We start from the raw sequence: 24,849 nt of genomic DNA, 5'->3' as shown, positions 1-24,849 counted from the left end.
GCCACGCTTGTGGGAGTCCCATCCAACGCGCCACCCCGATTTGTAGAGAAGGCACAGTCGAGCGCGGAGCGTCTCCGGCGCCGTTTGTAGGCCGATGACCGAGGTTTGCCGTGGGTCCGGAACCGCGCCATACGTTGGAAGACGGCCACGAACGCTCATGGAGGACATCGATGGTTGACACGGCATCCCGTACCGAGAACCCCGCCGCCGAGGCGAACGTCGCCCCGGTTCCCGGCAAGGCGGCGGACGCACCCGTCCCCGCGCCGCCGGCGCAGCGCCCCACCGAGTCGCGCATCGACGTCGAGGCGCTCGGCCGCCAGCTGCTCGGCACCTGGGCGGACATCCGCCTCGAGGCCCGCGCCCGCGCCGCCTCGCCCGAGCTGCAGCGCATCGAGGGCCAGACGATGGCCGAGCACCGCGAGCGCGTGCTCGGGCAGCTCAAGCTCCTCGTCGACAGCGGCGCGGTGCAGAAGGCGTTCCCGAAGTCCCTCGGCGGTCAGGACGACCACGGCGGCAACATCGCCGCATTCGAGGAACTCGTCATCGCGGACCCGAGCCTGCAGATCAAGTCGGGCGTGCAGTGGGGCCTGTTCGGCGCGGCGGTGCTGCACCTCGGCACGGCGAAGCACCACGAGAAGTACCTCCCCGCGATCATGAACCTCGACGTACCGGGCGCCTTCGCGATGACGGAGACGGGTCACGGCTCGGACGTCGCCTCGATCGGCACGACCGCGACGTACGACGAGACGACCGAGGAGTTCGTCATCCACACGCCGTTCCGCGGCGCCTGGAAGGACTACCTCGGCAACGCCGCGCTGCACGGCAAGGACGCGGTCGTCTTCGCGCAGCTCATCACCAAGGGCGTGAACCACGGCGTGCACGCGTTCTACGTGCACCTCCGCGACGCCGACGGCGAATTCCTCCCGGGTGTCGGCGGTGAGGACGACGGCCTGAAGGGCGGCCTCAACGGCATCGACAACGGCCGCCTGCACTTCACCGACGTGCGCATCCCGCGCGAGAACCTGCTGAACCGGTACGGCGACGTCGCCGCCGACGGCACCTACTCCAGCCCGATCGAGAGCCCCGGCCGCCGCTTCTTCACCATGCTCGGCACGCTCGTGCAGGGTCGCGTGTCGCTCGACGGCGCATCGACCTCGGCGGCCGCGATGGCGCTCACCATCGCGATCACCTACGGCACCCAGCGCCGCCAGTTCAACGGCGCGAGCGAGGTCGACGAGGAGGTGCTGCTCGACTACCAGCGTCACCAGCGGCGCCTGCTGCCGAGGCTCGCGACCGTCTACGCGCAGACCTTCGCGCACGACGAGTTCCTGGTGAAGTTCGACGCCGTGTTCTCGGGCAAGGCCGCGAGCGACGCCGACCGCGAAGACCTCGAGACGATCGCCGCGGCGCTCAAGCCGCTCTCGACCTGGCACGCGCTCGACACCCTGCAGGAGGCGCGCGAGGCGTGCGGCGGCGCGGGCTTCCTCGCCGAGAACCGTCTCGTCGGCCTCCGCCAGGACCTCGACATCTACGTCACCTTCGAGGGCGACAACAACGTGCTGCTCCAGCTGGTCGCCAAGCGCTTGCTCACCGACTACTCGAAGCAGTTCAAGGGCGCCGGGTTCGGCGCGCTCGCCCGGTACGCCGTCGGCCAGACCGCGGACAAGGCGTTCCACGGCTCGGGGCTTCGCCGGCTCGGCCAGAACCTGGCCGACCTCGGCTCGACCGCGCGTTCGGTGAGCGAGCTGCGCGACGCCGACACCCAGCACGCGCTGCTCGCCGATCGCGTCGAGACGATGATCGCCGAGGTCGCGGGCCGGCTGAACGAGGCGCGCAAGCTGCCCAAGGTCGAGGCCGCCGCGGTGTTCAACCGCAACCAGAACGAGCTCATCGAGGCGGGTCGTGCGCACGGCGAGCTGCTCCAGTGGGAGGCGTTCACGCGCGGGCTCGAAGCGGTGACCGACCCCGGCACGAAGCGCGTGCTGACCTGGGTGCGCGACCTGTTCGGCCTCGGCCTGGTCGAGCGCCACCTCGCGTGGTACCTGGTTAACGGCCGGCTCTCGCCGCAGCGCGCGCAGGCGCTCTCGGCGTACATCGACCGGCTGCTCGAGCGGCTCCGCCCGCACGCGCTCGACCTCGTGAATGCCTTCGGCTACACCGACGAGCACCTGCGCGCGAAGATCGCGTCGGGTGCCGAGCTCGAGCGCCAGGACGAGGCCCGTGCGTACTACGCCGAACAGCGTCGGGCCGGCACCCTGCCGGTGCCGGAGAAGTCGCTCAAGGGCAAGAAGCAGCGCTGACCGAGCGCCGAACCGGCGCTGAGGTTCCTCGGAGGCGCGATGCCGCAGAATGATGCGGTGTCGCGCCTCCGCCGTATCCTCACCGCCGCCGTCTCCATCGTCGCCCTGCTCGTGGTCGTCTTCCTCGTCTACGCCCACACGGTCATGCAGGGCGAGCGTGCCGCCGCGCTCGAGGCGTGGACCGACGATGCGGTCGAGATCACCTCGGATGACGCGGGCATCGTCATCGAGCCGGTCGACGGCGGAACGGGTGAGGGGCTCGTCTTCATCCCGGGCGCCAAGGTCGACCCGTACGCGTACCTGTACAAGCTCTCCGGCGTCGCCGAGGCATCCGGGCTCACCATCGTCATCACGAAGCCGACCCTGAACCTCGCGTTCTTCGACACCCGCCCGCTCGAGGCGTTCACCTCGGTCGCACCCGGGATCGACGACTGGTACGTCGGCGGGCACTCGCTCGGCGGGGTGCGGGCGTGCCAGCTCGCGGAGCCGGGCGCCGACGCCGTCGCGCCGGTCGGCGTGATCCTGTTCGGCTCGTACTGCGCGAACGATCTCTCGCAGTCGGGGCTCGACGTGCTCAGCATCGGCGGCACGAACGACCGCCTGTCGACGCCGGAGAAGATCGCCGCAGCACGACACCTGCTGCCTGCCGACGCCGAACTCGTCGAACTCGACGGCGTGAACCACGCCGACTTCGGCGACTACGGCGTGCAGCCCGGCGACGGCGAGTCGACCCGGGACGACGCCGACGTGCGGGGCGAGATCGCCGCGACGATCGCGGCGTTCACCGACTGACGCCTGACGGCCCCTATTCGCCTGGCGGCTTCATGATGGCGCCGGTCGCGAGGCCGACGACGACGCCCGCGCCGAGCCACAGCCAGAACCCGGTCCACAGGCTCACGACGACGCCGATGATGACGCCGACGACGATGCCCACGATGAGTTGCCGGCGGCGGGCGGGGGACATCGGTTCGCGTTCGGCCATGCCACCAGCCTAGGCGCGCCGCGCGGGCGCAGAGCGCGTCGACGCCGCTCAGATCAACCCGAGCGACCGCACCGCCTCGCGTTCGTCGGCGAGCTCGGCGACGGATGCCTCGACGCGCGGCCGCGCGAACGTGTCGAGCTCGAGGCCCTGGACGATCCGCCAGTCGCCGCCTTCGCTCGTGACGGGGAACGACGAAACGAGCCCCACGGGCACGCCGTACGAGCCGTCGGAGACGATGGCCGCGCTCGTCCAGCCGCGGTCGCCCGTGCCGAGCACCCAGTCGTGCACGTGGTCGATCGTGGCCGACGCCGCCGACGCGACCGATGACGAACCGCGCACCTCGATGATCTCGGCGCCGCGCTTCGCCACGCGCGGGATGAACTCGTCCTCGAGGTAGCGGAGCACGGCCGTCTCGCCGCCGAGCCGTTCGGCGAGGAGCTCGGGGACGGCTCGGCCGTCGGCGGTGGCGTGGGACACGTCGGGGAACTGGGTGGCGGAGTGATTGCCCCAGATCGCGACGTCGCGGATGCCGCCGGCGCCGACGTCGAGGGTCGCGGCGAGCTGCCCGATCGCCCGGTTGTGGTCGAGCCGGGTGAGCGCGGAGAACCGCGAGGCCGGGACATCCGGAGCATTGGACTGCGCGATCAGTGCGTTCGTGTTGGCCGGATTCCCGACGACGACCACGCGGATGTCGTCGGCCGCGCGTTCGTTGATCGCGCGGCCCTGCGGGCCGAAGATGCCGCCGTTCGCGGCGAGGAGGTCGCCCCGCTCCATGCCCGGCCCGCGCGGACGCGCACCGACCAGCAGCGCCAGGTTCGCGCCGTCGAACGCGGTGCCCGCGTCATCCGTCACGTCGACGCCGACCAACAGGCCGAACGCGCCGTCCTGCAATTCGAGGGCCGCGCCCTCCGCGGCCCGAACTCCCTGGGGGATCTCGAGCAGCCGCAGCCGCACCGGCTGGTCGGCGCCGAGCATGGCGCCGGAGGCGATGCGGAAGAGCAGGGCGTAGCCGATCTGGCCCCCTGCGCCGGTGATCGTGACGGTGACGGGATGCTTCGCAGCCATGCGTCGAGCCTATGCCGCGCGAGCGCATCCGTCAGGCACGGCCGAGTGCGGGCGACGCCGGGCATCGTCGGCTTCGCGGAGCGGCACCGTGGCAGGGATCCGGGCGGCGGCTACCGTTGCGGCATGAGGGACCTGTATCCGGAGATCGAGCCGCTGGAGACCGGCATGCTCGACGTGGGGGACGGACAGCACATCTACTGGGAGGTGTCGGGCAGCAGGGAGGGCAAGCCCGTCGTCTTCCTGCACGGGGGGCCGGGGGCGGCGACCTCGCCCGCGCACCGCCGCCTGTTCGATCCCGAGCGCTATCGCATCGTGCTGTTCGATCAGCGCGGGTGCGGCCTGTCGATTCCGCACGCGTCGGAGCCCGACGCGAACCTGTCGGCCAACACGACCTGGCACCTGGTCGCCGACATGGAACGCCTGCGCGGGTTCCTCGGCATCGACCGGTGGCAGGTGTTCGGCGGATCGTGGGGCAGCGCGCTCGCGCTCGCCTACGCGCAGACGCACCCGGAACGCGTGACCGAGCTGGTGCTGCGGGGCATCTTCACGCTGCGTCGCTCCGAGCTCGACTGGTTCTACGAGGGCGGCGCGTCGGCGATCTTCCCCGACCTGTGGGAGGACTTCCTGGCACCCGTGCCGCTGATGGAGCGCGCCCACCTCATTGAGGCGTACGGGCGGCTGCTCAACGACCCGAATCCCGAGGTGCACCAGTCGGCCGCGATCGCGTGGGCGCGGTGGGAGGCCGCGACCATCACCCTGCTGCCGCAGATCGAGAACCTCTCCAAGTTCACGGCGCCCGAGTACGCGACGGCGTTCTCGCGGATCGAGAACCACTACTTCCGGCACGGCGGATGGTTCGACGACGGGCAGCTCATCCGCGACGCGGAACGGCTGCGCGGCATCCCCGCGGTGATCATCCAGGGGCGATACGACGTTCCGACGCCGATGATGACTGCGTGGGACCTGCACCGGGCGTGGCCCGAGGCCGACCTGCGGATCATCGGCGACGCGGGTCACGCGTTCGACGAGCCGGGCATCCTCGACGCGCTCATCGAGGCGACCGACCGGTTCGCGGAGGGGCATGGCAGGGCGACGGATGCCTCGCGCGGCGCGTTCTCGAACGCGGATGCGGTCGCGACGGAGGCCGCGGACGAGAGCGATGCGGACGAGGGTGAGCCGGACGAGGGCGAGCCGGACGAAATCGAGCCGCGCGAGGTCAACCCCTTCGAGGAGGTCGACGAGGACCACTAGCGTCGGCGTATGACGTTCAATCCCGGGTCGGACATCTCGGGCGGCAAGGCGAGCCGCCGCGGACGCGGGCGCACCACCGGCATCGCCGTGGGCGGTGGGCTCGGCATCATCGCGCTGCTCCTGGCGTCGCAGTTGCTCGGCGTCGACCTGACGGGGCTGCTCGGTGGCTCCGGCGGGACTGGCGGCGGCACCGCCGAGGACACCGAGCTCGAGCAGTGCCTCACCGGGCAGGACGCGAACGAACGCGTCGACTGCCGGATGCGGGGAGCGTCGGCATCGCTCGAGGACTACTGGTCGGGCGGGGGCGCGGCCGAGATCGGCGTGACCTACCGTTCGCCGCAGGACCTGATCCTCTTCACCGACCAGGTGTCGACCGGGTGCGGCCAGGCGACGAGCGCGACCGGGCCGTTCTACTGCCCGCCCGACGAGACCATCTACCTCGACGTCACCTTCTTCGACGAACTCGAGAGCCGGTACGGTGCCTCCGGCGGTTCGCTCTCGCAGATGTACGTCGTCGCGCACGAGTGGGGCCACCACGTGCAGCAGGTCGCAGGAATCCTCGAGGCGGCCCAGGACGGACAGACCGGGCCGACCTCGAACGCCGTGCGCGTCGAACTGCAGGCCGACTGCTTCGCGGGTGCCTGGGTGGCGAACGCTGCGCAGACCCGCGACGACCAGGGCGTGCCGCTGCTGCTCGAGCCCACGCGTCAGGAGATCGCCGATGCCCTGAGCGCGGCGGCGGCCGTCGGCGACGACCGCATCCAGCAGGCGGCTCAGGGCCAGGTGAACCCGCACACGTTCACGCACGGCACGAGCGAGCAGCGGCAGCGCTGGTTCACGGTCGGGTACGAGCAGGGTCCGGCCGCGTGCGACACGTTCCGCGCGGGGGCGGGGGAGCTGTAGCGCGGCCCTTCGGTCGTCGCCGGTGGTGGGGACGCTCGTCGGGACGCTCCGCGCGCCTCGGCGCGTCGCTCGGCGCGCAGCTCGTCAGGCCTCCGGCAGTGCCGAGGCGATCGCCTGCCCGAGTTGCACGGGCTTCGTGAACTGCGGCCAGTGCCCGGTCGGCAGGTCGATGTAGTCGACCTGCTTGATGCGGCCGAGCTCGGCGATCCATGGCGCGCCACCGGCGATCGCGTCGACGAGCACCGCGCTCGGGAACTCGCACGCGATGACCGTGACCGGCACGTCGTAGCGACGTTCGTCGGTGAGTCGGATCGGGTCGCCGGCGACGCCCGCGGGCTCCGGGATCGCGCGCTCGCGGAACGCGCGTCGGAGGTCGTCGTCGAGGTCGACGAGGTCGGCGTCTTCGAAGACGCTCCAGTCGGGCAGCGGCACGTCGTCGCCGACGGCGGGAAGGTCGGCGTTGATGCTGTCGCCGTCGCCCATCGGCCCGGAGTCGACGTACACGACCTTGGCGATACGGTCGGGTCGCGCGTCGACGACGCCGTGCGCGACGGCTCCGCCGCCCGAGTGCCCGACGAGCGTCACCGGCCCCTCCAAACTGTCGACGAGTTCGACGACGGCCGCGATGTGGTCGGCGAGCCCGATGCCGGAACGGTCGGCGTCGACCGATTCGAGGCCGGGCAGCGTGATGGGGTGCAGGCGGTGGCCGGTGCCGTCGAGGACCGGGGTCACCTGCTCCCAGGAAGATGCGTCGAGCCAGAATCCGGGGATGAGGATGACGTCCATACGGGCACGCTATCGTCGGCCGCCGACACGGCGGTATCCGCCGTTCCGGGCGACTGCGGCTGTTCCGCGGCCGCGCGCGCGCGCCGCCCGGTCGCCAGCACGACGATGCCGGTCGCGAGCACCGCCAGCCCGATCCATGCCTCGACCGACAGCACCTCCCCGAGCAGCAGCACCCCGAGCAGTCCCGCGGTGAGCGGCTCAGCGAGGGTCAGGGTCGACACGGCCGCCGGGGCCAGCCCGCGAAGGCCCGCGCCGAAGAGCACGTACGCGATCGCCGTGGTCACGAGGCCGAGCCACAGCGCCATCGCGATGCCCTCGGGCGTGGCGAGCCACGAGGCATCCGTCAGCAGCAGCACCGGCAGGCTCGCGGCGCCGGCGATGCCGAAGAGCGCGCCCATGCTCGCGGTCGAGGTCCAGCCGCGGTCGATGAGGCCCTTCGCCGCGACGGTGTACACCGCGTACGAGGCGCCCGCGCCGATCGAGGCCAGCAGCCCGAGCGGCGACGCACCGGCTCCCGATGAGACCGCACCGTCCGCGCCGCCCGCACCGCCCATGCCGCTCGACGCGAGCGCGAGGAGCGCCACGCCGGCCGTCGCAATCGCCGTGGCGATCGCCCACCGGGTGCCGGGGAACCGCCTCGACACCGCCCAGTCGAGGGCGCCGGTGAGCACGGGCGCCGATCCGAGTGCGACGACGGTGCCGACGGCGACGCCGTTGGCGGCGGTGCCCGCGAAGAACGCCGGCTGGTAGGCGAGCACGCCTGCCGCGCCGATCGCGACGAGCACCCAGGAGGGCGTGCGGCGAACTCGGGTCGCGGCGCCGCCACCCGGCGAGGCGGAGGATGTCCCGATCCCCTCGCGTCGCCGGCCGGCGGCCTGCACGCCGGCGATGAGCGCGAGCGCGGCACCGCCGATCACGAGCCGAGCCGCCCCGACCGAGAGCGGATCGGCGTCGGGCCCCAGGGCCTGCGCCGTGCCCGTCGTGCCGAAGCAGACGGCCGCGAGCAGCACCGCGAGGACGTAACGCACGCAAGGATTGTTCCACAATCTGCGGATGCCCGCACCGGGCACCCCTGTTCGGGGGGTGTGTTCGCCGGAACGCTCGCCCCTACCATGAGCTCACCCCTACCCGGCCCTTCCCCTGGCCCTACCCCTGGAGCGTCCCTTTGACCCGACGATCCGGTGCGTTCCGCACTGCCATGATCACTGCGCTCGTCGCGCTCGCGACCCCCCTCGTGCTGGCACCCGCGCCGGCACTCGCGGACACCGGTGTCCGACTCTCCGGTACGGTGCTCGTCGAAACCGCGGCCGGAGACTACGCCCCGAACGCGGACGTGTCCGTCGCGCTGTACAGCCTCGGGGGCGACGGGGACCTGGTCTATCAGGTCCCCGTCTCCTGGAGCGGCAGGTTCGAGATGTACGGGATCGATCCGGGCAAGTACCGCCTCCGGTACGTGCCGAACAACTGGAACGGACAGGGCGTCACGCCGGAGTGGTTCGGTGGCACGCCCCACGAATCGCAGGCGCAGGTCATCGAAGTCGGGCCGACCGACGTGACCGGTCTCGACGGACTGCTGGAACTCGGCTCGTCCATCTCTGGCACGATCTCTTACACCGACGGCGCCGAACCTCGGGGCGCCGCGTCGGCCTTCCTGTACGACCAGGTGACCGGCCAGTGGGAGCGATTCCCGACGGTCGACTGGGCTGCGTCCGACGGCACCTATTCGATCGGCGGACTGGCTCCGGGCATGTACGCACTCCGGTTCGGTGATCGCTCCGACGAGGCGCTCGTCTCGACCGAGTACTGGGATGCATCCGAACTGCTCTATTCGAGCACTCCCGTCGAACTGGCCGCCGATCAGCACGTCGCAGGACACGACGGCACGCTCGGCCCCGGCGGCATCTGGATCCACCGCTGGTCCGGTCCCGACCGGTTCCACACCTCCGTCGAGATCTCGCTGGCCGGGTACCCCGAGGGCAGTGACGCGGTGTTCATCGCGAACGGCCTCAACTTCCCCGACGCGCTCAGCGCCGGACCAGCCGCGGCGCGCATCGGCGCTCCGATCCTGCTGACGATGCCCGACGCGCTCCCGGCCGTCGTCGCAGAGGAGATCGGTCGCCTCGCGCCCCAGCACATCTACGTCGTGGGCGGCGAACCGTCGGTCGCGGCCGCTGTCGAGCAGCAGCTCGCCACCTACGCACCGGTCGAGCGCTTCGGAGGACAGGATCGGTTCGAGACCTCCCGCATGATCGCCGACGCCTTCTGGGAGGTGGATGGCGCGCGCACCGCGTACATCGCGACGGGCCTCAACTTCCCCGACGCGCTGTCCTCCGCACCCGCTGCGGCCAACGAGAACGCGCCGGTGATCCTCGTGGATGGCCGGAGCACCCAGGTCGACGACGCGACGGCCGAGCTGCTCGAGCGGCTCCACGTGACGAAGACCGTCGTCGCGGGCGGCCAGCCGAGCGTCTCCGCGGGCTTCGCGACGGACCTGCGCGATCTGCCGGGCATGATCGAGAGCTACCGTCGCAGCGGCAGCGACCGCTTCGCCACATCGGTCCTCACGAACGAGCGGTCCTTCCCGGTCGCCGACGCCGCATTCCTCGCGACGGGCTTCGGCTTCCCCGATGCGCTCGCCGGCGCCGCGATCGCCGGCGGGTGGCGCGCGCCGCTCTACCTCTCGATGCCCTCCTGCGTGCCGGTGGACGTGATCGAGGAGCTGCTCCGGCTCCAGGTGCGCGACGTCTTCCTCCTGGGCGGCGAGCCGACGCTCGGCGTCGGCGTCGAGAACCTCCAGGTCTGCTGACGGGTAAGCGGGCGAGCGGCCGGTCGGCCGCTCGCCCGCTTCGACCTGCCCGCACCGGGGGGCGTGTCTTGCAGGGGCGAATGACCGTTTCGACGCCGGAGGTATCGCTCCGGCATACTTTCGTGGGGCGTTCATCCGGGGGTCGGCACGAGGAGGAGCATGCGCGCGGTGCGCTATGCCGGGTTCGGTACGGAGCCCGAGGTCGTCGACGTCGACCGTCCCACCTGTCCGCCGCGCGGAGCGATCGTCCGCGTGCGCGCGACCGGCATGTGCCGCAGCGACTGGCACGCCTGGATGGGCCACGACGATGCCGTCGCCCTGCCGCACGTTCCCGGGCACGAGTTCGCGGGCGAACTCGTCGAGCTCGGCAGCGAGGTCGGCGACGACAGCGGCTGGAAGGTCGGCGACCGCGTCACCGCGCCGTTCATCAGCGCGTGCGGTCGGTGCTCGCAGTGCCGCAGCGGCAACGAACAGGTGTGCGACTCGCAGCAGCAGCCCGGATTCACCTATTGGGGCTCGTTCGCGGAAGAGGTCGTCGTGCACGAAGCCGCGATCAACCTCGTCAAGCTCCCCGACGCGCTCGGCTTCGTGGAGGCGGCATCCCTCGGCTGCCGGTTCGCGACCGCGTACCGGGCCGTCGTCACCCGCGCCCGGCTGCAGCCGGGTGAACGCATCGCCGTGCACGGATGCGGCGGCGTCGGACTGTCGGCGATCATGATCGCCGTCGCCGCCGGCGTCGAGACCTTCGGGGTGGATGTCTCGGATGCCGCGCTCGCCGCCGTCGAGAAGCTCGGCGCCATCCCGGTGCGCGGCGGCGAGGGCGCCGCCGAGCGGGTGCGCGAGGTCAGTGAGGGCGGCGTCGAGGTGTCGATCGACGCGTTCGGCAGCGTCGAGACGTCGCTGGCGAGCGTGCGCAGCCTGCGCAAGCGAGGCCGGCATGTGCAGATCGGCCTGATGACGGGGGATGCCGCGCTGGCCGCCATGCCGATGGGCGAGGTCATCGCGGGCGAGCTCGAACTGCTCGGCAGCCACGGCATGACCGTGCGCGAGTACCCCGAGATGCTCGGTGCCGTCGTGAGCGGCGACTTCCGTCCGATCGAGTTGGTCGGCCGCACCATCCGCCTGGACGACGTGCCGGCGGCGCTCGCCGCGATGGGCAACGGCACGGGCGGCTCAGGCATGACCGTCGTCGAGTTGTAGGAATCCTTTCCCTCAGTAGGGGATCGCGGGGCGGGCGGCATAGGCTGACCCACCACCACCACCACCACCTCCACCCGGCCGTCCGGCGCCGGGTGCCGCCGCCCGGCAGGAGCCGAATGCCAGCAGTCGTCACCACACGCGTGGTCACCCGCGACTCGGCGGCGACCGAACGTGCGCTCGACGTCTGGTTCCCGACGATCCGGCTGAACCGCGGTGACCCGGCGGCGTTCCGGGCGCGCGTCGAGGCATCCGTCGGTCGGCGGTTCGCCGTCGTCGACTACGGATTCGACGGGGGAGGCGGCGGCGTCTCGAACAGCAACGGGTTCACGGTCGTGCGCACGGTGGGCCGCGACCTCGGACTCTCGCACGGGCGTGCGGCGATCGATCCGACTGTGCCGTTCCTGGCGCCGTCGACCGGGCTGGCCGGCAGTTGGAGTTCGGTCGCCGCGGTCGCCGTCGAACTCGACCCGGTCGGCGTGGCCGCCATCGCCCGCTCGGCGGCCGGGGTCGACGACCTCGTGCTCGAGCGCACGGGCACCACGTCGATCGGTCCCGACGCGCTGCGCCGGTGGGACGCGGTGCTCGCCGGGTTCCGCCGCACGCTCGCGATGGCGCCCGACGCGTTCGACGAGCCCATGATCGAGCGGTCCGCATTCGAGCTGCTGGCGACGGCGTTCCTGCACGCCTTTCCGACGAACTGGCAGGATGCCACGGCCCGCGGCCGTGCACCGGCGCGGGTGTCGCCCGTGGTGCGCCTGGCTCTCGAGTTCATCCACGCGCACGCCGCCGCACCGATCACGATCCAGGACATCGCCGACGCCGTGCCGATCTCGACGCGGGGGCTGCACCATGCGTTCGTCCGGCAGTTGGGCGAACCGCCGCGGGTCGTGCTGCAGCGGGCGCGGCTCGACGGCGCACGGCGCGACCTGCTCGACTCGCGCCCCGGGGACTCGGTTCGGCTCGTGGCGCGCCGGTGGGGGTTCGCGCAGCCGTCGCGGTTCGTCGCGGCCTACGTGCGGGAGTTCGGCGAGGAGCCGTTCGAGCCCCGAACCGCCTGAACCGGTTTCGAACGGTTCCATCTCGATTCGGCGTCATTACACCGATCCTGTCGCGAAACGGATGCCCCGGGGTATGCTTTCGACATCCCCAGCGGGCGGTCGCCCGCGTCACACCCGGCTGGGAAGTCGAATACAGTCCGGATGGAATCATCCCCCAAGCTCACCGCACCGGCCCCGCCGGAACGACCAGCGCACCGTACGGTCGCGCGAATCGCATTGCGGTCATCAGCCCTCCTCGAGGCACACGGCGTCGAGGGGCACCCGCGCACACCCCCACCGGGTGGGCACGACGGTTCCGCATATCGCGGACCGAAGAACACACGAAGGAACAGATATGACCACCGGAACCGTCAAGTGGTTCAACGCCGAAAAGGGCTTCGGCTTCATCACGCCGGATGACGGCACCAACGACGTGTTCGCGCACTTCAGCGCGATCCAGACGTCGGGCTTCCGCACGCTCGAAGAGAACCAGCGCGTCGAGTTCGACGTCGAGCAGGGCCCGAAGGGCCTCCAGGCCTCGAACATCCGCGTCGCGTAATTTCGATGCGATCGCGTCGGTCGGCGGGGTGACCCGCCGGCCGGCGCTCCACTGCGTCGAAGCGGGCCCGGGCAGCGATGCCGGGGCCCGTTTCGGTATGCCATCCATGCCTCAACGGGCGCGACCGTTGTGGTCGCCGCAGTGCCCGCCCGCGCCCCCAGAGGACCCAGCGTGAGCGTGTCGTCGCAAGACCTCCAGCCCCTGCTCGACGACGCCGAGCGCTCGATCGATCCGCGCGGCGAACTGCCCGCCTCGAGTCGCTTGGTGCTGCACCGCGGGATGGACGAACTGCTGAGTAGCATCCACGCCAACGCGGGCCACTACACGCGAGCCAAGCTCGCCGTCGCGTGCGCAGCGTCATGCGCGCGGCACATCGACCGCCATCCGGATGCCGCGGCCGCAGCCGCGAAGGCGCTCGAGCATGCTGAGCTCGTGCTGCAGGGTGCGTATGACGCGGAAATGCTCGAAGCCGAGAACGAGGCGCTGCACGCGGTCGCCGAATCGCTCATGGGCCTGGATGCGCCGTTCGTCCCCGCGATCTACGCGACCTTCGCCACGCACGCCGCCGTGAACACCGTGCTCTACGACAGCGACTTCGACACCCTCGGCATCGACGAACACATCGCCGCGCCGGCTGACTGGGATGCCTCCTTCTACGCCTCGCTCGCCCACAGCGGCGGTGCCGTGTGGGAGACGACCGGCGACGATCGCGTGCGGCGGGCGTTCTGGGAGTGGTACCTCCGCGAGGCGATCCCGTTCGCGTGGGACACCGACCGCGACGTCGCCGACCCTCCGCCGTTCAGCACCTGAGGCGCAGCAACCGGGGCCGAGCAGGCGGGCAGCGATCACGCAGATCGAGGGGATGGCAACCGCGCCACCCCCTCGATCGTGCCTACTGGGCCGTTACGGGGTGGTGTACCGGTACCAGGCCTCCCACACCTTGCGGGTCTGCAGGTAGTAGCACCCGCTCGAGCTGATATTCGTGTAGCCCTTCGCGACGGCGTTCCTGACTCCTGACGTCAGGGCGATGTTGCAGCGGCTCTGCGTCGGGAGCTGAATCCAGTTCAGGTAGGTCGTCGCCGACGCCGGCGACGCGCTCATCAAGGACCCGCCGACGAGGGCGAGGGTGACCGCGCCGGTGACGATTGACTTCTTGAGACGGTTCATCGTTCCCCCATGTGAGATGGACGTTGCAATGAAGCTGCGCGAGGCGCAGCCCGCACCAACATCCCACAGGCGGCGCGGCGCGATCGAGATCACCGGGACCTGTGGAGAAGTCCTGCTCGTGCTCTCCCTATCGATGACGGCGTTGCACTGAGGGAAGAACGGCCGCAGGACGATGCGAGAGGGGGACGGCGGCCCCGGGTGTGCCGTTGCGCCGCTGCTCGTGCGAGCTCGCCGACCTTGGCCATTCGACGCTCGGCGAGCGGGGCTCGCGGCGGCCGAGGGTCGCTGCTCGATCAGAGAAACGACGCGTCCGCGTGAACGTCTTCGAGGTACACCGTGCCGTACACATCGACACCGAATTCGCCGATCGCTCGCGCGAGCTCGGCGGGCATCACGAATCCGCCTTGGACTGAATCCGAGTACGTCGACCATTGGATGCGGGACGCGCAGTCCGGCGGGAGGCTCGCGATCTTGCCGAGCGCCGGCCGGATCAGCTGGAGGAGCGTTCGAACGGCATGCGTACCTGTCTGGTCGTCGCTCGTGTTGTCGATATCGCCAGTGTCGACGATCCAGGTGTGGTGGCCAGCCACGCGGCCGGACCTGCGCGCTGTGCCGGCGTTCGTGATGCTGGTCGGATCAAGTTCGAGGAAACTCGAAATCGCGGCTGGATCCGTCTCCGAGGACGAGACGATGAATGACGCTCGGCCGGACTGAATCATGAGCTGAGTGTAGGGCCAACGGATCGAGCGGAGTTCTACGGCACCCTTCGGGTGAACCCTGATGGTGCAGCGCACTTGAGCGACCAGAGGCCGAGCGCGATTCCACCCAAGACTGCGGCGCCCAACCCGACGCCACGCACCGCCACGCTGAGTGATTCGGACAGCACGACTGCGGCGACTGCGGCCGTCGCAGCTGCCATCGACCCGGCAAGCATGGCGGCCAGCGCGGGAGCGCGAGTCAATCTGACTACTGCGGCTCGGACGCCGAGGCCGGCGGCCACCGATGCCATGCTCACGAGCAGGCAGGTCGGAACCGCCACCGCCAGCACGCTCGGTAACCAGGCCAACGACAGGACGGGGTTGTAGGAATCGACGAGGAGTTGGGCAAGCGTTGTTGCCACGGCGGTCACGGCGCCCGCGAGCAGCGCGAGACCGATCACGCCAGGCACAGGTACTCCGCGAGCTCGCTGCATGAGACGGATCCTAGGTCATCGACAGATGGGGTCGTTCGGTGGGCGAGACCCACGGGGGACAGATCGACCCCTGTCTCACGCGGGAGCCGGGCGAATCAGCGACGACACTCCCATCGGATCGAGCAGGCTGATCCGGTGCTCGACGGACCGCATCGATGGCAACGGGGCGGCGTTCTGGTTGTGGCATCGATCGGCAGCGATCCGGTGACCTTTCGATTTTCAGTGAGCCTGGGCGGCTTTCACTCAATTCTCTTGGTTGCGATATCGCGCTGATCAGGGATTCTTCGAAACGGTCACAGTTGGTTTCAGATGGTTTTCGCGCATTTAATGGCACATTAATGGCACAAGATCTGCCGTGGTCGGATGCGTTTCCTCGTCGCGATAGCTTTAGCAGATGATCGGTCGTACGAGTGTGGCGAGTCTGATCGACCTGATAAGTTGGGCGCCGGCCAATGATGTAACGGTTCGAGCGGGGACTCTCCTTTCGACGTTGGATCCTGCATCAGATGTTTCGACTGCGAGGCAGACTGCGTCCACAACTGCAACGACGATCGAGTTGAAATACTCGCTGGCAATGGAACGTGGCGCCGAAGTGTTCGGGCTTGGAGAACTCGTTGGAGGGCTTCGAGAAATGGGCGCTCGGAATGTAGTTGGGTGCCTTGTGCAGGGTCCCAACCAGTTTGCGCTCATGTTCCTTTCCGACGACCGCGCTGAGCTCGTGGGCGTTCTTTACGTGATCCCGCCAGCGGCGGGGGACGCGTCGCTTGGGTCGTATGACAGCTGAGTTCGTCTGGCCGTTCTAGATCACCGCCACAGACCGCAAGCAGGCTCAACAACCTGCCTGGACATCACACCTAGTGGCGGACAGTCGCCTAGTGCGGACACGGTGCCATCTGCGTGTCGCGCGTGCAGAAGAGCGAGTTCCGAAAGAATTGGCCCGGGTGCTACTTACATCTCGGGCACCTGTCTCGACTACACCGTGGAGAGAACATTCGATGGCTGATTCGGCTGGGTCGAGCGGGAAGTAGAAGCACTCGTGGATATTGGGCCGCTGTATCAGCAGCACAAGGACACGCTTCACCGCGTGGCCGCGTCGATTCTGCGTGAAGTTGGCCTGCAGGGTGAAAAGGACGACGTTGTGAGCGAAGCGATGCTGTCCGTCGCGAGCAACCCGCCCACGGAGGAGATCCGCAACTGGGAGGCGTTCCTCGTGCGAGTCGTGAAGAACAAGGCATACGACCGCATTCGCGCAGCCGAGGTCCGGCACTTTGGTCGCACGCTCGACATGGACCACGACGACCACGCGGAGCTCGGCGATGACGCCATCACAGACACTGATGAAAAGCTAGACGGGGCTCGCGCTGGAGCACATGTGTGGGACAGCATGGCCGTGCTCGACGAACGCGAACGTCAGGTCATCCGAGAGGTCATTCAGAACCAGAGACCACAGGGTGAAGTGGGAGACGAGCTCGGCGTGAGCCGCCCTCGAGTGAACCAGATTTTGAAGGCGGCGTTGCAGAAGCTTCGCGAAGAGCTTGAACGGAAGGGAGTGGCCAGATGAATGACGACGAGTTCGACCGGCTCCTCGCCGAACTGGTCGCTCACCCGAACGAACGACGCACCCTGGTAAGCGAATCGGGTGCGAACGCCGAGGAGAAGGCACGCCTTGATGCCTTGATGTTCACCGCCGACGCGGCGTGGCTCGCAACACAGGGGGCACCGCCACTGGATGAGGATCCAGTAGCTGCCTTGCTTGGGCTTGTCCCTGACAAGGAGTGCTCCTTGGACCCGCGGTCATTCGCGCGGGCCCGGCAACGCGCAAGGATCGCCCCGAGCGCGCTTGCGCAGCGGCTGAAGTTGCGCGGCTGGGACCATTCCACAGCGGATGTCGTCCGATGGCAAAGTTCGGCCGCTGACGTTCCCCCAGCACTCGTGCAGGCAATCGCCGATGAGTTGGCGGTCGCAGTAGACGTGCTCATCCAACCGCTGGGTGCCGCGACAGATCGCTTCGAAGCGATTCGGCAGGCGCCGGCATTCAAGGACATCGTTGAGCGTTGGGCTCGGGTCAGGCACATCGCTTTCGCGGTCGCGCGGGCGGAGCTCGATAGCCGAATGGCAGCGACGGTCTACCGTGGACAAGTGCCTGATACCGACCAGGTCCTCAGTGCGCTGGACGCCCTCGTTCGAACAGTCGAAGAACGTGAACATTGACGACTGCGTTCGTCTGTCCGTAGAGGCAGTGCCCGCAGACGTCCGTGCTGGTTTTCCTAGCGACCCCCTCGCAACCCTCACATCTCAGCTTGACCTCGTGGTCAGACCTGCCGCGGACCTGAGCCAGTCGCGCGAGGACGGCGGATTTTGCGACGGAATGTCCTTCTTGGACGACGGCGTTGTTCTGTACCGTCCTACAGGGAACCGGCGAGAAAACTTCACTCTCGCCCACGAACTCGGACACTGGGTGGTCGCTCGGCTCGACCCGGTGCTGGACTGGCTGGCTGACAACGACAGCGACGGCAGAGTGCTCGAGACGATCTGCGACCGGTTTGCAAGAGAGTTGCTGCTCCCGGCGCAGATCGCCGCGGAACTTGTCGGGCCCGGCCCGGTCCGCGCGCACCACATCCTCGACCTCTATGACACCACCCAGGCCAGCCACCCCGTATGCATGATCGCCGTCGCTGAACGATTGCGCGGGATGGGCGCAATCGCTCTCATTGACCGGTTCACCGGCGAGGTCACCGATGCCAGCGTCCGCCCCGACCCGGACCGCGGATGGCCGGAAACGATCCCCTGGCGTGGCCAACGCCTTCCCGAAGGACACCACCTCCTCGGGTTGCCGGAGGGGACGACCCGCACGGAACGCATCAGGTGGCGTGGGCGGTGGAGCGAGGAGGACTTCTACGTCGACGTTGTCGTCGCTCGCACGAAGATCGTGTGCGTCTTCGCGGACACCGACCTCTGGACACCCGGGACGGGCGCGCCGCTCCTCGACCGTGCCTTCGACACTCGACCGCAACTGCGGGGCTATTGCTGCGGCACCGACTTCCAGGTGCGGGGATATCCCTGCCCCACATGTCGGAACCCGTACTGCCCCAACTGCGGGCTCTGCAAGTGCGAACGGGCCGCCGCATCCGACCAACCATGCAACGAGTGCGGCCTGCAGTACAGCCCCGCCCTCCTCACAGACGGCATCTGCATCGACTGCCGCTGAGTCGCTTACACCTGACGGCGCTGCCTCGACTACACAGTGGAGGTACCCCTGAAGCCGCCTCCGGAGAGGAGGTGAGAGGCATGGCGAAGAACACTGGACGCGGTCATCGCACCGGCGCCGTACGTGGCCGGAGCGAGTTCCAGCACAACGGAAGCTGGTTCAAGCGGGACACCGCAACGGGTCGCATCATGAACGGCAGCCCCAAACAGCACAAGGGCGTACGCAACGAGAAGAACTGACCGGAGCGGCCGCGAGCCCGCGGCCGCTCCCCTACAGAGGAAGCAGCACATGCAGAACCACAGCGACCACTCAAACGGTCCCAAGAGTCCCGAGATCATCGTCAACGGCACCCCCTACGGCGTGCCGGACGACATCGTCAGCTACGCGGAGGTGATGTCGCTCGCGTACCCCGAACCGCCAGCACCAGACACCCGCTTCACGGTGACGTTTTATAACGCGCGCAAGCCGAAGGAAGGCACTCTCACCGCCGGCGGCACGGTCGAGGTGAAGAAGAAGGGCAGCGTCTTCAATGTCAAGGCAACTATTAAGTCGTAGTGACGACCTGCGGCGTCTCGTCGACGGTGGCTTCGAGATTCAGTTCGTCTCGAACATGCTGACGATCAGCGTGCCCTATGTGAACACGGTCGGTCAGGTCGCACGGGGCCGCCTGATCACAACTCTCGAGTCCGCCGGCGACAGGACGGCGAACCCCGTCGGCGACCACACCGTTTTCTTCGTCGGCGCCACCAACGCCCCGGGGGACCTGCCGTGCGACGGCAGCGGTCAACCGCTCGCAGCTCTGATGCACCAACAGAGCGCGGTCGAACTGGGGTCAGACCTGGTCGCAAGCTGCGGGTTCTCCCACAAGCCGCCCGCCGGGTACGCCGACTACTACGAGAAGCTGACGACTTACGCGACCATTCTCCTCACCGAAGTTCACCGGCTGGACCCGAACGTCCGGGTGGAGACGTTCGCGCCGATGGCCAGCGAAGGTGACGAGTCTGTTCATCGGTACTTCGACTCCGCTACCAGCCGGGCACGGATCGGCGCGGCCACCGACAAGACGCGGAACCAACGGATCGCCATCATCGGCCTTGGCGGCACGGGCTCCTACATCCTCGACGCGGTCATCAAGACTCACGTCGCCGAGATCCACCTGTTTGACGGTGACCGCTTTCACCCGCATAACGCGTTCCGCGCACCCGGTGCCACACCACTGGAGCAGCTCCTGGAAGCCCCTTCCAAAGTCAGCCACCACCACCGCACGACCAGCGCCCTCCATAAGCGCGTGATCCCGCACCCTGAGAACATCACGCCAGACAACGTCACGCTGCTTCAGGAGTTCGATTTCGTCTTCATCGCCATCGACTCCGGGCCCCACAAGCGAGTGATCATCGATCATCTCATGGCCTTCGGCGTCTCCTTCGTGGACACGGGTATGGGCGTCGACCAGGTCGGAAGCTCACTCGGCGGCCTCATCCGCACCACGCGCATCAACCCAGCCTTCGACACCATGGAGTGGGTGGACGCGAACCTCTCGTTCGCTGAAGGTGACGACATCTACGAGCAAAACATCCAGGTCGTCGAACTCAACATGCTCGGCGCTGCCCACGCCGTCATCGCCTGGAAGAAGGCTCTCGGCTTCTACCGCGACTACGGCGATGAGGTCAGCAGCACGTACACTCTCGACGGCAATCGGCTTATGAACGAGGCCCGTGTCCATGCGCACTGAGATCTTCGCGCCTGTGGTCCTGAAGTACATTCCCCGCACGCTCGAGCCGCACACTTTCTACATCAGCGAGGTTTACGGCACGACCGCGCACCTGTGTGCGTGCGGGTGCAGGACGAAAGTATTTCTCCCCCTGAGCCCCGCCGAGTGGCGCGTCAAGTTTGACGAAGTCGGCATTACGGTGCGGCCATCCGTGGGCAACTGGGAGTTTCCGTGCCGGTCTCACTACTTCATCACTCAAAACGCCGTTCAGTGGGCAGCTGCATGGGATCAGGTGCGTGTGGAGGACGGCCGACGTAAAGACGGCCATGACCTGGACAAGTACTTCGACGCGCGTAAGCGCCGCAAGTTCTGGCGACGGCTACGCGGCAGGCTTCTGGGCCGGTAAGTACCTACGGTCCGCGCTGACAAGGAGCGCCACCGAACCCTCACTCAGCACATCTAACCCTCACTCAGCACATCTAACCCAACGGGCCCGGCGTGAGGCACGCCCTAGGTCCGCGCGCGGGCGACTGCCGTCCCGACAACGCCCATGCAGTCCGTCGACGATCCTGGTCGGTCAGGGCCTGTTCACCTGTTCATCGCCTCAGTCCAGTTTCTGACGCCGCGTTCGGCCCAGCGTCTCGCCCGAATCGTGGGCCCACCCAGCGCTTCCGGTGGTGTCGCTCCTCAGAACCGGTGGCGAGCCCGCGCACGGCCTCGCGCGCCGTCGCCGCCGCATTCGCGAGACCGCGATCGGCGCGGTCGCGTTCCATCGCGAGAACAAACTGCGCCCGCGCATCATCAGCATCCGCCGCCACCAGATGCAGACGGTTGAAGCCTCGCCCACGGGTCATCCCCACATAGACGCTTGCCGCCCCCATTGCATCGCCGACCACTGTGTGCGACTCAGGCACCGTCACGCCCTGAACCCCGTGGGCAGTCGAGGCGTACGCAAGGTGCGTGTGCTCGGCGACGTACTCGACGGGCAGATGCACCATGGGCCGCTTCCGCCCGCTGGCAATCACCGTTGCCCACAGTGAACCGTCCTCGACTACGCTCCGAACGACCCACGTTTGGCGATTCGCCACCCGCAAGCCCGAGTCGTTCCGACGAGTCTGAATCACATCACCACGCCCAATGCTCAGCCCATCGCTCCCGATCGCCGTCCGGCTGTCTTCGACAACGCCGTTCCGTACGCGCTCCTCGCGGATCCGCGCGTTCATCTCGCGCGCCTCGTCGTTCGTCGCAACGGTCATCGCGCAACCCTCGCGCCATTTGTGCGCGAGCGCTTCGAGCTGCGCATCCGGGCTCTCGTGGATAGCAACGAGACCGAGCGCGCACAGCCGATCGAAGACTGCCTCCGGGTGATCCCCGCGCCGCATCTGCACGGTGAGCGCGGCGTACTCCGGGTCGACGAATCGGTGCACGGTTGTCATGCGATGCACGCGCGGGAGCAGCTGCGCGGCCATGTCGAGCACACCGCCGCGGCCGACGGCGGCGAGCTGCGCACGGTCGCCGACCAGAGCAACGCTGGCACCCGCCTCATCGGCAACGGTCAACAGCGCGAGTGCGGTGTCTTGGTCGAGCATGCCCGCCTCGTCGACGATGATTCGCTCGCCGCGGCGCAGTAGAGCGGATGCCGCAGGGCCGGCGTACGTGGCATTCGTGTCTGGGTCGTGGTCGCCGATGGCGAGCCGCGTCCACACGCCGTCGCGATTCCACCGCCACCCGTGCTCGTGCGCGAGCTTGGCGACGCTGTCGGCCGCAACCCCGAGCTCCTGGTGCGCTACGTCGGCCGCCTTCTTCGTCGGCGTGACCACGCGAGTCTTGCGACCCTGCATCGCCGCCGCCTTGATCGCAGCGGCGAGCATCGTCGTCTTGCCTGCGCCGGCCGCGCCCTCCACGACGACGAGCGATTGAGCGGATGCCACGGCCGCAGCCGCGCGCGCCTGTGCCGGGTCGAGTCGGAGTCGCTGTGCAATGCGCGACAGGTCCGGCGTGCGCACCTGCGGGCGTTCGGCCCGGGCCGTGAGCAGATCGCGAAGCCGAGACTCGACGGCGATGACGTGCACGCTCGTGAGGTGCGCGACGTGCTCGGGATGCGGCCCATCGGGCGGCAGCACCGACAGGCAGTTCTCCTCGGCGAGCTCAGTGGCGAGCGTGACGAACTCGCGAAGCGGCGTCGGGTCGGCACGCACCCCGGCCTCGGTCACGAGGTGTGACACGTGCTCCTGGATGTCGTGCACCGTCCACGTCGACGCGGCGGCCGCGCAGCGATCGAGCGCGCGGGACGCGACATCCTGCACGCTCAGCTCATCGAGCGCGATGGCCCGCTGCGTCCGCACGCGTTCGAGATCAGGTCGATAGCCGGATGCCTCGAGCTCGCGTCGCCACGCATCCTCGCTGCCGAGCCGGGTCGGCTTCTTGTGCGGCCGCTCGTGATCCCACGCCATCGCGGTCAGTCGCGACATCGCGGCAGGCCCGGGCTCCTGACCCGGATGCTCCGCACGCCACTCCTTCTCGAACTGCACGAGATTGCGCGCAACCTGCACGGCACGCTTGCTCATCGCCGCGTTGAACGGCTGCAGTTCGGTCACCTCTGCCGTCACCGGATCGAGCGTGAGGCCGTGCGCGTCGAGCGCGGCCGCGAGCCGCGGGTGCGCCGCGATCACAGCCGTGCCGAGTGCGCGGATGGCGCCTTGCTGTCGGAACAGGGCCGCCGTGTCGAGACCTCGCCACGCGGCATCCGCCCAGACCCTCGTACCGATCTGGAAGTGGATGTGCCGGTGAGGGTCGCCGGCCCGCGAGGTCTTGTGCGAGACCGCGACCGTCTCGAGTTGCTCGACCGGCACCACCCGCTGTGCACCCCGCGGGCCGACGCGCGTGACCGAGTGCTGGCCGAGCCAGACCCGGATCTCGGCGACCGCGTCGCGCTGCGCCGCATCGAGGGCATCGGATACCTCGGGGTGCAGCGCCGCGGCGATCGACAGCGATTTCGGTGCGTTCACGACCATCTCGGCGAATCGCGGCGATCCGTGGCGAGCGTCGCCGGCGTGACGGGGCGTGCCCATCGACTCGCCGGTAAGCGGGTTGATCCAGTCGACCCATTGGGCGTACTGGTCGGGGGTGAGCGCACCCTCGCCGATCAGGTCGCCGCTGCCGTCGACGACGGAGAACTCGGCCAGCGCCGTGCCGCCCTCGAGGTAGTAGTCGTCGGCGCGGGAGCGATCGGACTCGAGGTACCGGCGCGCGTCGGCCCCGGAACCTCGGTACAGGATCACTCCACCTCGCATCGCCTTCCTCCGAGCTAGCTCAGGTTCTTGCAACTACCTACGGTAGCATACGTCCATTCAGATGGTCAGTGGGCCGATCGCGTTGGACGGTGACCTTTGGCAATCGATGAAAGGGCTGTGATCGGACTATTCGTCGCGTACGTCGATCTCGACGTTGTCCATTGACTTCGCCAGAACGTATGTGAGTACATCGTGGCGGGCGCCAGCGAACAGGTCGATCCATGACCGCATCGCCGCCTCGAGGCGCTCGAGCCCGTGTCCTGCTTCAGCGATCAGTCTCGCGTGGTCATCAGGGACGAGCCTGCCCCCGTCGCGCACAGCAAGCACCTGATAGTCGTCAAACTCAAGCCACGGAGAGTTCGGGGCAACGCCACCCTCAATCGATTGAGGGCGCCAGCGGTGGAAGTCGGTATGCCGCCGCTCAACGAGTCGCGCCCAGTCTGGATCGTCGATGAGGTCCCGCACCTGCGCGATAAGTTGCGTGACGGAAGGTTGATGGTGAACCGCCGCCGCCTCCAGCGAATCGACGGTCCGCGCGTTGATCGGTAGCCATCCAGCATCCCTCGGGTCGAATGGCGCGAAACCGCCACTCTGCTTTTCCCGGGAAGTGAGGATCGCCCGACTTCTAAGCTCAAGCGCGAGTAGCCGAGCCGTCACGTTTGCAAGCCCGTGTGCTGCACTGAGGGCGAAGTAGCTCACCACTTCGGCGAGAGCGCGAGCGGGGACGCGTGCTGTGTCTCCCGCGGCGCCATTCGTCAGCCACGCTCGGGCGTCTCGATAGGCGAGGCCGGCCAGTGCTAGCTGCTCACCAGCGGAGGCGATCCGCCCGATGATGACGTACATCCGACCGGGTTCGACGCGGCTCACGACCGCCGACATCTCGGCGAAATCAGCATCGTTGCCGTGCGCCTGCCATTGCAAGGCGGTCGCGGACAGTTGCCTGTCGAAGTCAATGAATGGCGGCTCCACGCCGGCAAAAAGGGTCGACAGTCTGGCGCCAGAGTCAGGCTCGCGGGGAACTCCGGTGGCGGCGTTGGTCACGGGGACAGTGTCGCAGAAGATTGGTCTTCGCCCGGGTACACCCCGTCTCTCTCATGCCCGAGACTCCCGCATGGTCCTGCTCGGTAGAACTTTGGGAGAGCCAATTGAGAGATGTGCGATCGAGCGCTCAACGTTTGATCGAGCCAGCCAACGACAAGTAACTGTAGGCGTTGCGTGAGCGTAAACACCCTGGCATCCAGGACTCTGGATCGTCGGGCGGCGTTGCGGCAGCAACCGATCAAAGTCACGCGGTGTGGGCGGCGAGGGCCGCAACTTGGAGTCGCAGCCCAAAGCCGCAGAACGGCAGGAACCCATCGGCACGTTGAACTACGTTCCAGGCCCGTCAAA

At 68.4% G+C, this 24,849-nt stretch carries 24 protein-coding genes and 1 pseudogene; 16 read left to right on the top strand and 9 right to left on the bottom strand.

The annotated features are described in order from the left end of the window. Positions 1–170 precede the first annotated feature (170 nt). Positions 171–2,300: an acyl-CoA dehydrogenase gene (locus ELQ40_RS14800; protein ID WP_127794376.1), complete on the top strand. Its 2,130-nt coding sequence runs from the start codon at positions 171–173 to the stop codon at positions 2,298–2,300. A 39-nt stretch (positions 2,301–2,339) separates the two neighbouring features. After that, positions 2,340–3,092 carry an alpha/beta hydrolase gene (locus ELQ40_RS14795; RefSeq protein WP_127794375.1) on the top strand — a complete coding sequence of 251 codons (753 nt, stop codon included), beginning with the start codon at positions 2,340–2,342 and terminating at the stop codon, positions 3,090–3,092. Positions 3,093–3,105: 13 nt separating this feature from the next. Here ELQ40_RS14795 and ELQ40_RS14790 read toward each other — a convergent pair whose 3' ends face one another. Beyond that, a complete protein-coding gene (locus ELQ40_RS14790; RefSeq protein ID WP_127794374.1) occupies positions 3,106–3,282 on the bottom strand; it encodes an HPP family protein in 177 nt (58 codons plus the stop codon). A gap of 48 nt (positions 3,283–3,330) precedes the next feature. Next, positions 3,331–4,347 carry a malate dehydrogenase gene (locus ELQ40_RS14785; protein ID WP_127794373.1) on the bottom strand — a complete coding sequence of 339 codons (1,017 nt, stop codon included), beginning with the start codon at positions 4,345–4,347 and terminating at the stop codon, positions 3,331–3,333. Between the two features lie 123 nt (positions 4,348–4,470). Between ELQ40_RS14785 and pip the strand changes: the two are divergent. Together pip and ELQ40_RS14775 are read left to right on the top strand one after the other, a co-directional pair. After that, positions 4,471–5,424, top strand: a pseudogene (gene pip, locus ELQ40_RS14780) (prolyl aminopeptidase); the annotation flags it as partial. 183 nt (positions 5,425–5,607) lie between these two features. Next, entirely contained in the window at positions 5,608–6,501 is an 894-nt protein-coding gene (locus ELQ40_RS14775) for a neutral zinc metallopeptidase (protein ID WP_127794371.1), read from the top strand. Positions 6,502–6,585: 84 nt separating this feature from the next. Here the strand turns inward: ELQ40_RS14775 and ELQ40_RS14770 are convergent, their stop codons facing one another. Both ELQ40_RS14770 and ELQ40_RS14765 read right to left on the bottom strand, forming a co-directional pair. Next, complete coding sequence (locus ELQ40_RS14770; RefSeq protein ID WP_127794370.1) at positions 6,586–7,287, bottom strand: alpha/beta fold hydrolase; 702 nt, start codon at positions 7,285–7,287, stop codon at positions 6,586–6,588. Further along, positions 7,230–8,315: an EamA family transporter gene (locus ELQ40_RS14765; RefSeq protein ID WP_127794369.1), complete on the bottom strand. Its 1,086-nt coding sequence runs from the start codon at positions 8,313–8,315 to the stop codon at positions 7,230–7,232. The genes ELQ40_RS14770 and ELQ40_RS14765 overlap by 58 nt, the downstream gene beginning before the upstream one ends. A 170-nt stretch (positions 8,316–8,485) precedes the next feature. Between ELQ40_RS14765 and ELQ40_RS14760 the strand changes: the two genes are divergently transcribed. The 5 genes from ELQ40_RS14760 (at position 8,486) to ELQ40_RS14740 (ending at position 13,699) form a co-directional block, all read left to right on the top strand. After that, entirely contained in the window at positions 8,486–10,093 is a 1,608-nt protein-coding gene (locus ELQ40_RS14760) for a cell wall-binding repeat-containing protein (protein ID WP_127794368.1), read from the top strand. 159 nt (positions 10,094–10,252) lie between these two features. Continuing rightward, complete coding sequence (locus ELQ40_RS14755) at positions 10,253–11,293, top strand: zinc-dependent alcohol dehydrogenase family protein (RefSeq protein WP_127794367.1); 1,041 nt, start codon at positions 10,253–10,255, stop codon at positions 11,291–11,293. Positions 11,294–11,409: 116 nt separating this feature from the next. Then, entirely contained in the window at positions 11,410–12,351 is a 942-nt protein-coding gene (locus tag ELQ40_RS14750) for an AraC family transcriptional regulator (RefSeq protein WP_127794366.1), read from the top strand. A 334-nt stretch (positions 12,352–12,685) separates the two neighbouring features. Beyond that, entirely contained in the window at positions 12,686–12,889 is a 204-nt protein-coding gene (locus ELQ40_RS14745; protein WP_127794365.1) for a cold-shock protein, read from the top strand. A 171-nt stretch (positions 12,890–13,060) separates the two neighbouring features. Further along, positions 13,061–13,699, top strand: a complete 639-nt coding sequence (locus tag ELQ40_RS14740) for an Imm5 family immunity protein (protein ID WP_164863626.1) — start codon at positions 13,061–13,063, stop codon at positions 13,697–13,699. A 93-nt stretch (positions 13,700–13,792) separates the two neighbouring features. Here ELQ40_RS14740 and ELQ40_RS14735 read toward each other — a convergent pair whose 3' ends face one another. The 3 genes from ELQ40_RS14735 to ELQ40_RS14725 form a co-directional block, all read right to left on the bottom strand. Then, positions 13,793–14,056 carry a hypothetical protein gene (locus ELQ40_RS14735; RefSeq protein WP_127794363.1) on the bottom strand — a complete coding sequence of 88 codons (264 nt, stop codon included), beginning with the start codon at positions 14,054–14,056 and terminating at the stop codon, positions 13,793–13,795. Positions 14,057–14,349: 293 nt separating this feature from the next. Beyond that, positions 14,350–14,775, bottom strand: coding sequence for a DUF4279 domain-containing protein (locus ELQ40_RS14730; RefSeq protein WP_127794362.1), 426 nt, complete (start codon positions 14,773–14,775; stop codon positions 14,350–14,352). A gap of 35 nt (positions 14,776–14,810) precedes the next feature. Beyond that, positions 14,811–15,224: a hypothetical protein gene (locus tag ELQ40_RS14725; protein ID WP_127794361.1), complete on the bottom strand. Its 414-nt coding sequence runs from the start codon at positions 15,222–15,224 to the stop codon at positions 14,811–14,813. A 1,060-nt stretch (positions 15,225–16,284) separates the two neighbouring features. Between ELQ40_RS14725 and ELQ40_RS14720 the strand changes: the two genes are divergently transcribed. The 7 genes from ELQ40_RS14720 (at position 16,285) to ELQ40_RS14695 (ending at position 20,573) form a co-directional block, all read left to right on the top strand. Further along, positions 16,285–16,809 carry a sigma-70 family RNA polymerase sigma factor gene (locus ELQ40_RS14720; RefSeq protein WP_127794360.1) on the top strand — a complete coding sequence of 175 codons (525 nt, stop codon included), beginning with the start codon at positions 16,285–16,287 and terminating at the stop codon, positions 16,807–16,809. Beyond that, complete coding sequence (locus ELQ40_RS14715) at positions 16,806–17,459, top strand: hypothetical protein (protein WP_127794359.1); 654 nt, start codon at positions 16,806–16,808, stop codon at positions 17,457–17,459. Before ELQ40_RS14720 ends, ELQ40_RS14715 begins: the two co-directional genes overlap by 4 nt. Next, entirely contained in the window at positions 17,449–18,456 is a 1,008-nt protein-coding gene (locus ELQ40_RS14710; RefSeq protein WP_127794358.1) for an ImmA/IrrE family metallo-endopeptidase, read from the top strand. The genes ELQ40_RS14715 and ELQ40_RS14710 overlap by 11 nt, the downstream gene beginning before the upstream one ends. Positions 18,457–18,536: 80 nt before the next feature. Beyond that, positions 18,537–18,695, top strand: a complete 159-nt coding sequence (locus tag ELQ40_RS18830) for a hypothetical protein (protein ID WP_164863623.1) — start codon at positions 18,537–18,539, stop codon at positions 18,693–18,695. Positions 18,696–18,744: 49 nt separating this feature from the next. Beyond that, positions 18,745–19,011, top strand: a complete 267-nt coding sequence (locus ELQ40_RS14705) for a multiubiquitin domain-containing protein (RefSeq protein ID WP_127794357.1) — start codon at positions 18,745–18,747, stop codon at positions 19,009–19,011. Beyond that, the gene (locus tag ELQ40_RS14700) at positions 18,986–20,188 is read left to right on the top strand and encodes a ThiF family adenylyltransferase (protein WP_127794356.1); all 1,203 of its coding nucleotides are present in this window, start codon (positions 18,986–18,988) and stop codon (positions 20,186–20,188) included. Before ELQ40_RS14705 ends, ELQ40_RS14700 begins: the two co-directional genes overlap by 26 nt. Further along, positions 20,178–20,573 carry a DUF6527 family protein gene (locus ELQ40_RS14695; RefSeq protein ID WP_127794355.1) on the top strand — a complete coding sequence of 132 codons (396 nt, stop codon included), beginning with the start codon at positions 20,178–20,180 and terminating at the stop codon, positions 20,571–20,573. The genes ELQ40_RS14700 and ELQ40_RS14695 overlap by 11 nt, the downstream gene beginning before the upstream one ends. 190 nt (positions 20,574–20,763) lie before the next feature. On the opposite strand, the gene mobF is transcribed toward ELQ40_RS14695, so the two are convergent. Continuing rightward, positions 20,764–23,448, bottom strand: a complete 2,685-nt coding sequence (gene mobF, locus ELQ40_RS14690; protein WP_240665811.1) for a MobF family relaxase — start codon at positions 23,446–23,448, stop codon at positions 20,764–20,766. A 138-nt stretch (positions 23,449–23,586) separates the two neighbouring features. Continuing rightward, a complete protein-coding gene (locus ELQ40_RS14685) occupies positions 23,587–24,501 on the bottom strand; it encodes a hypothetical protein (protein WP_127794353.1) in 915 nt (304 codons plus the stop codon). Positions 24,502–24,849: the final 348 nt, after the last annotated feature.

It is taken from the genome of Agromyces sp. LHK192 (genome assembly GCF_004006235.1).
GTDB lineage: Bacteria > Actinomycetota > Actinomycetes > Actinomycetales > Microbacteriaceae > Agromyces.
The sequence above is the reverse complement of the archived record's forward strand: the minus strand, read 5'-3'. Positions and strand labels throughout refer to the sequence as shown.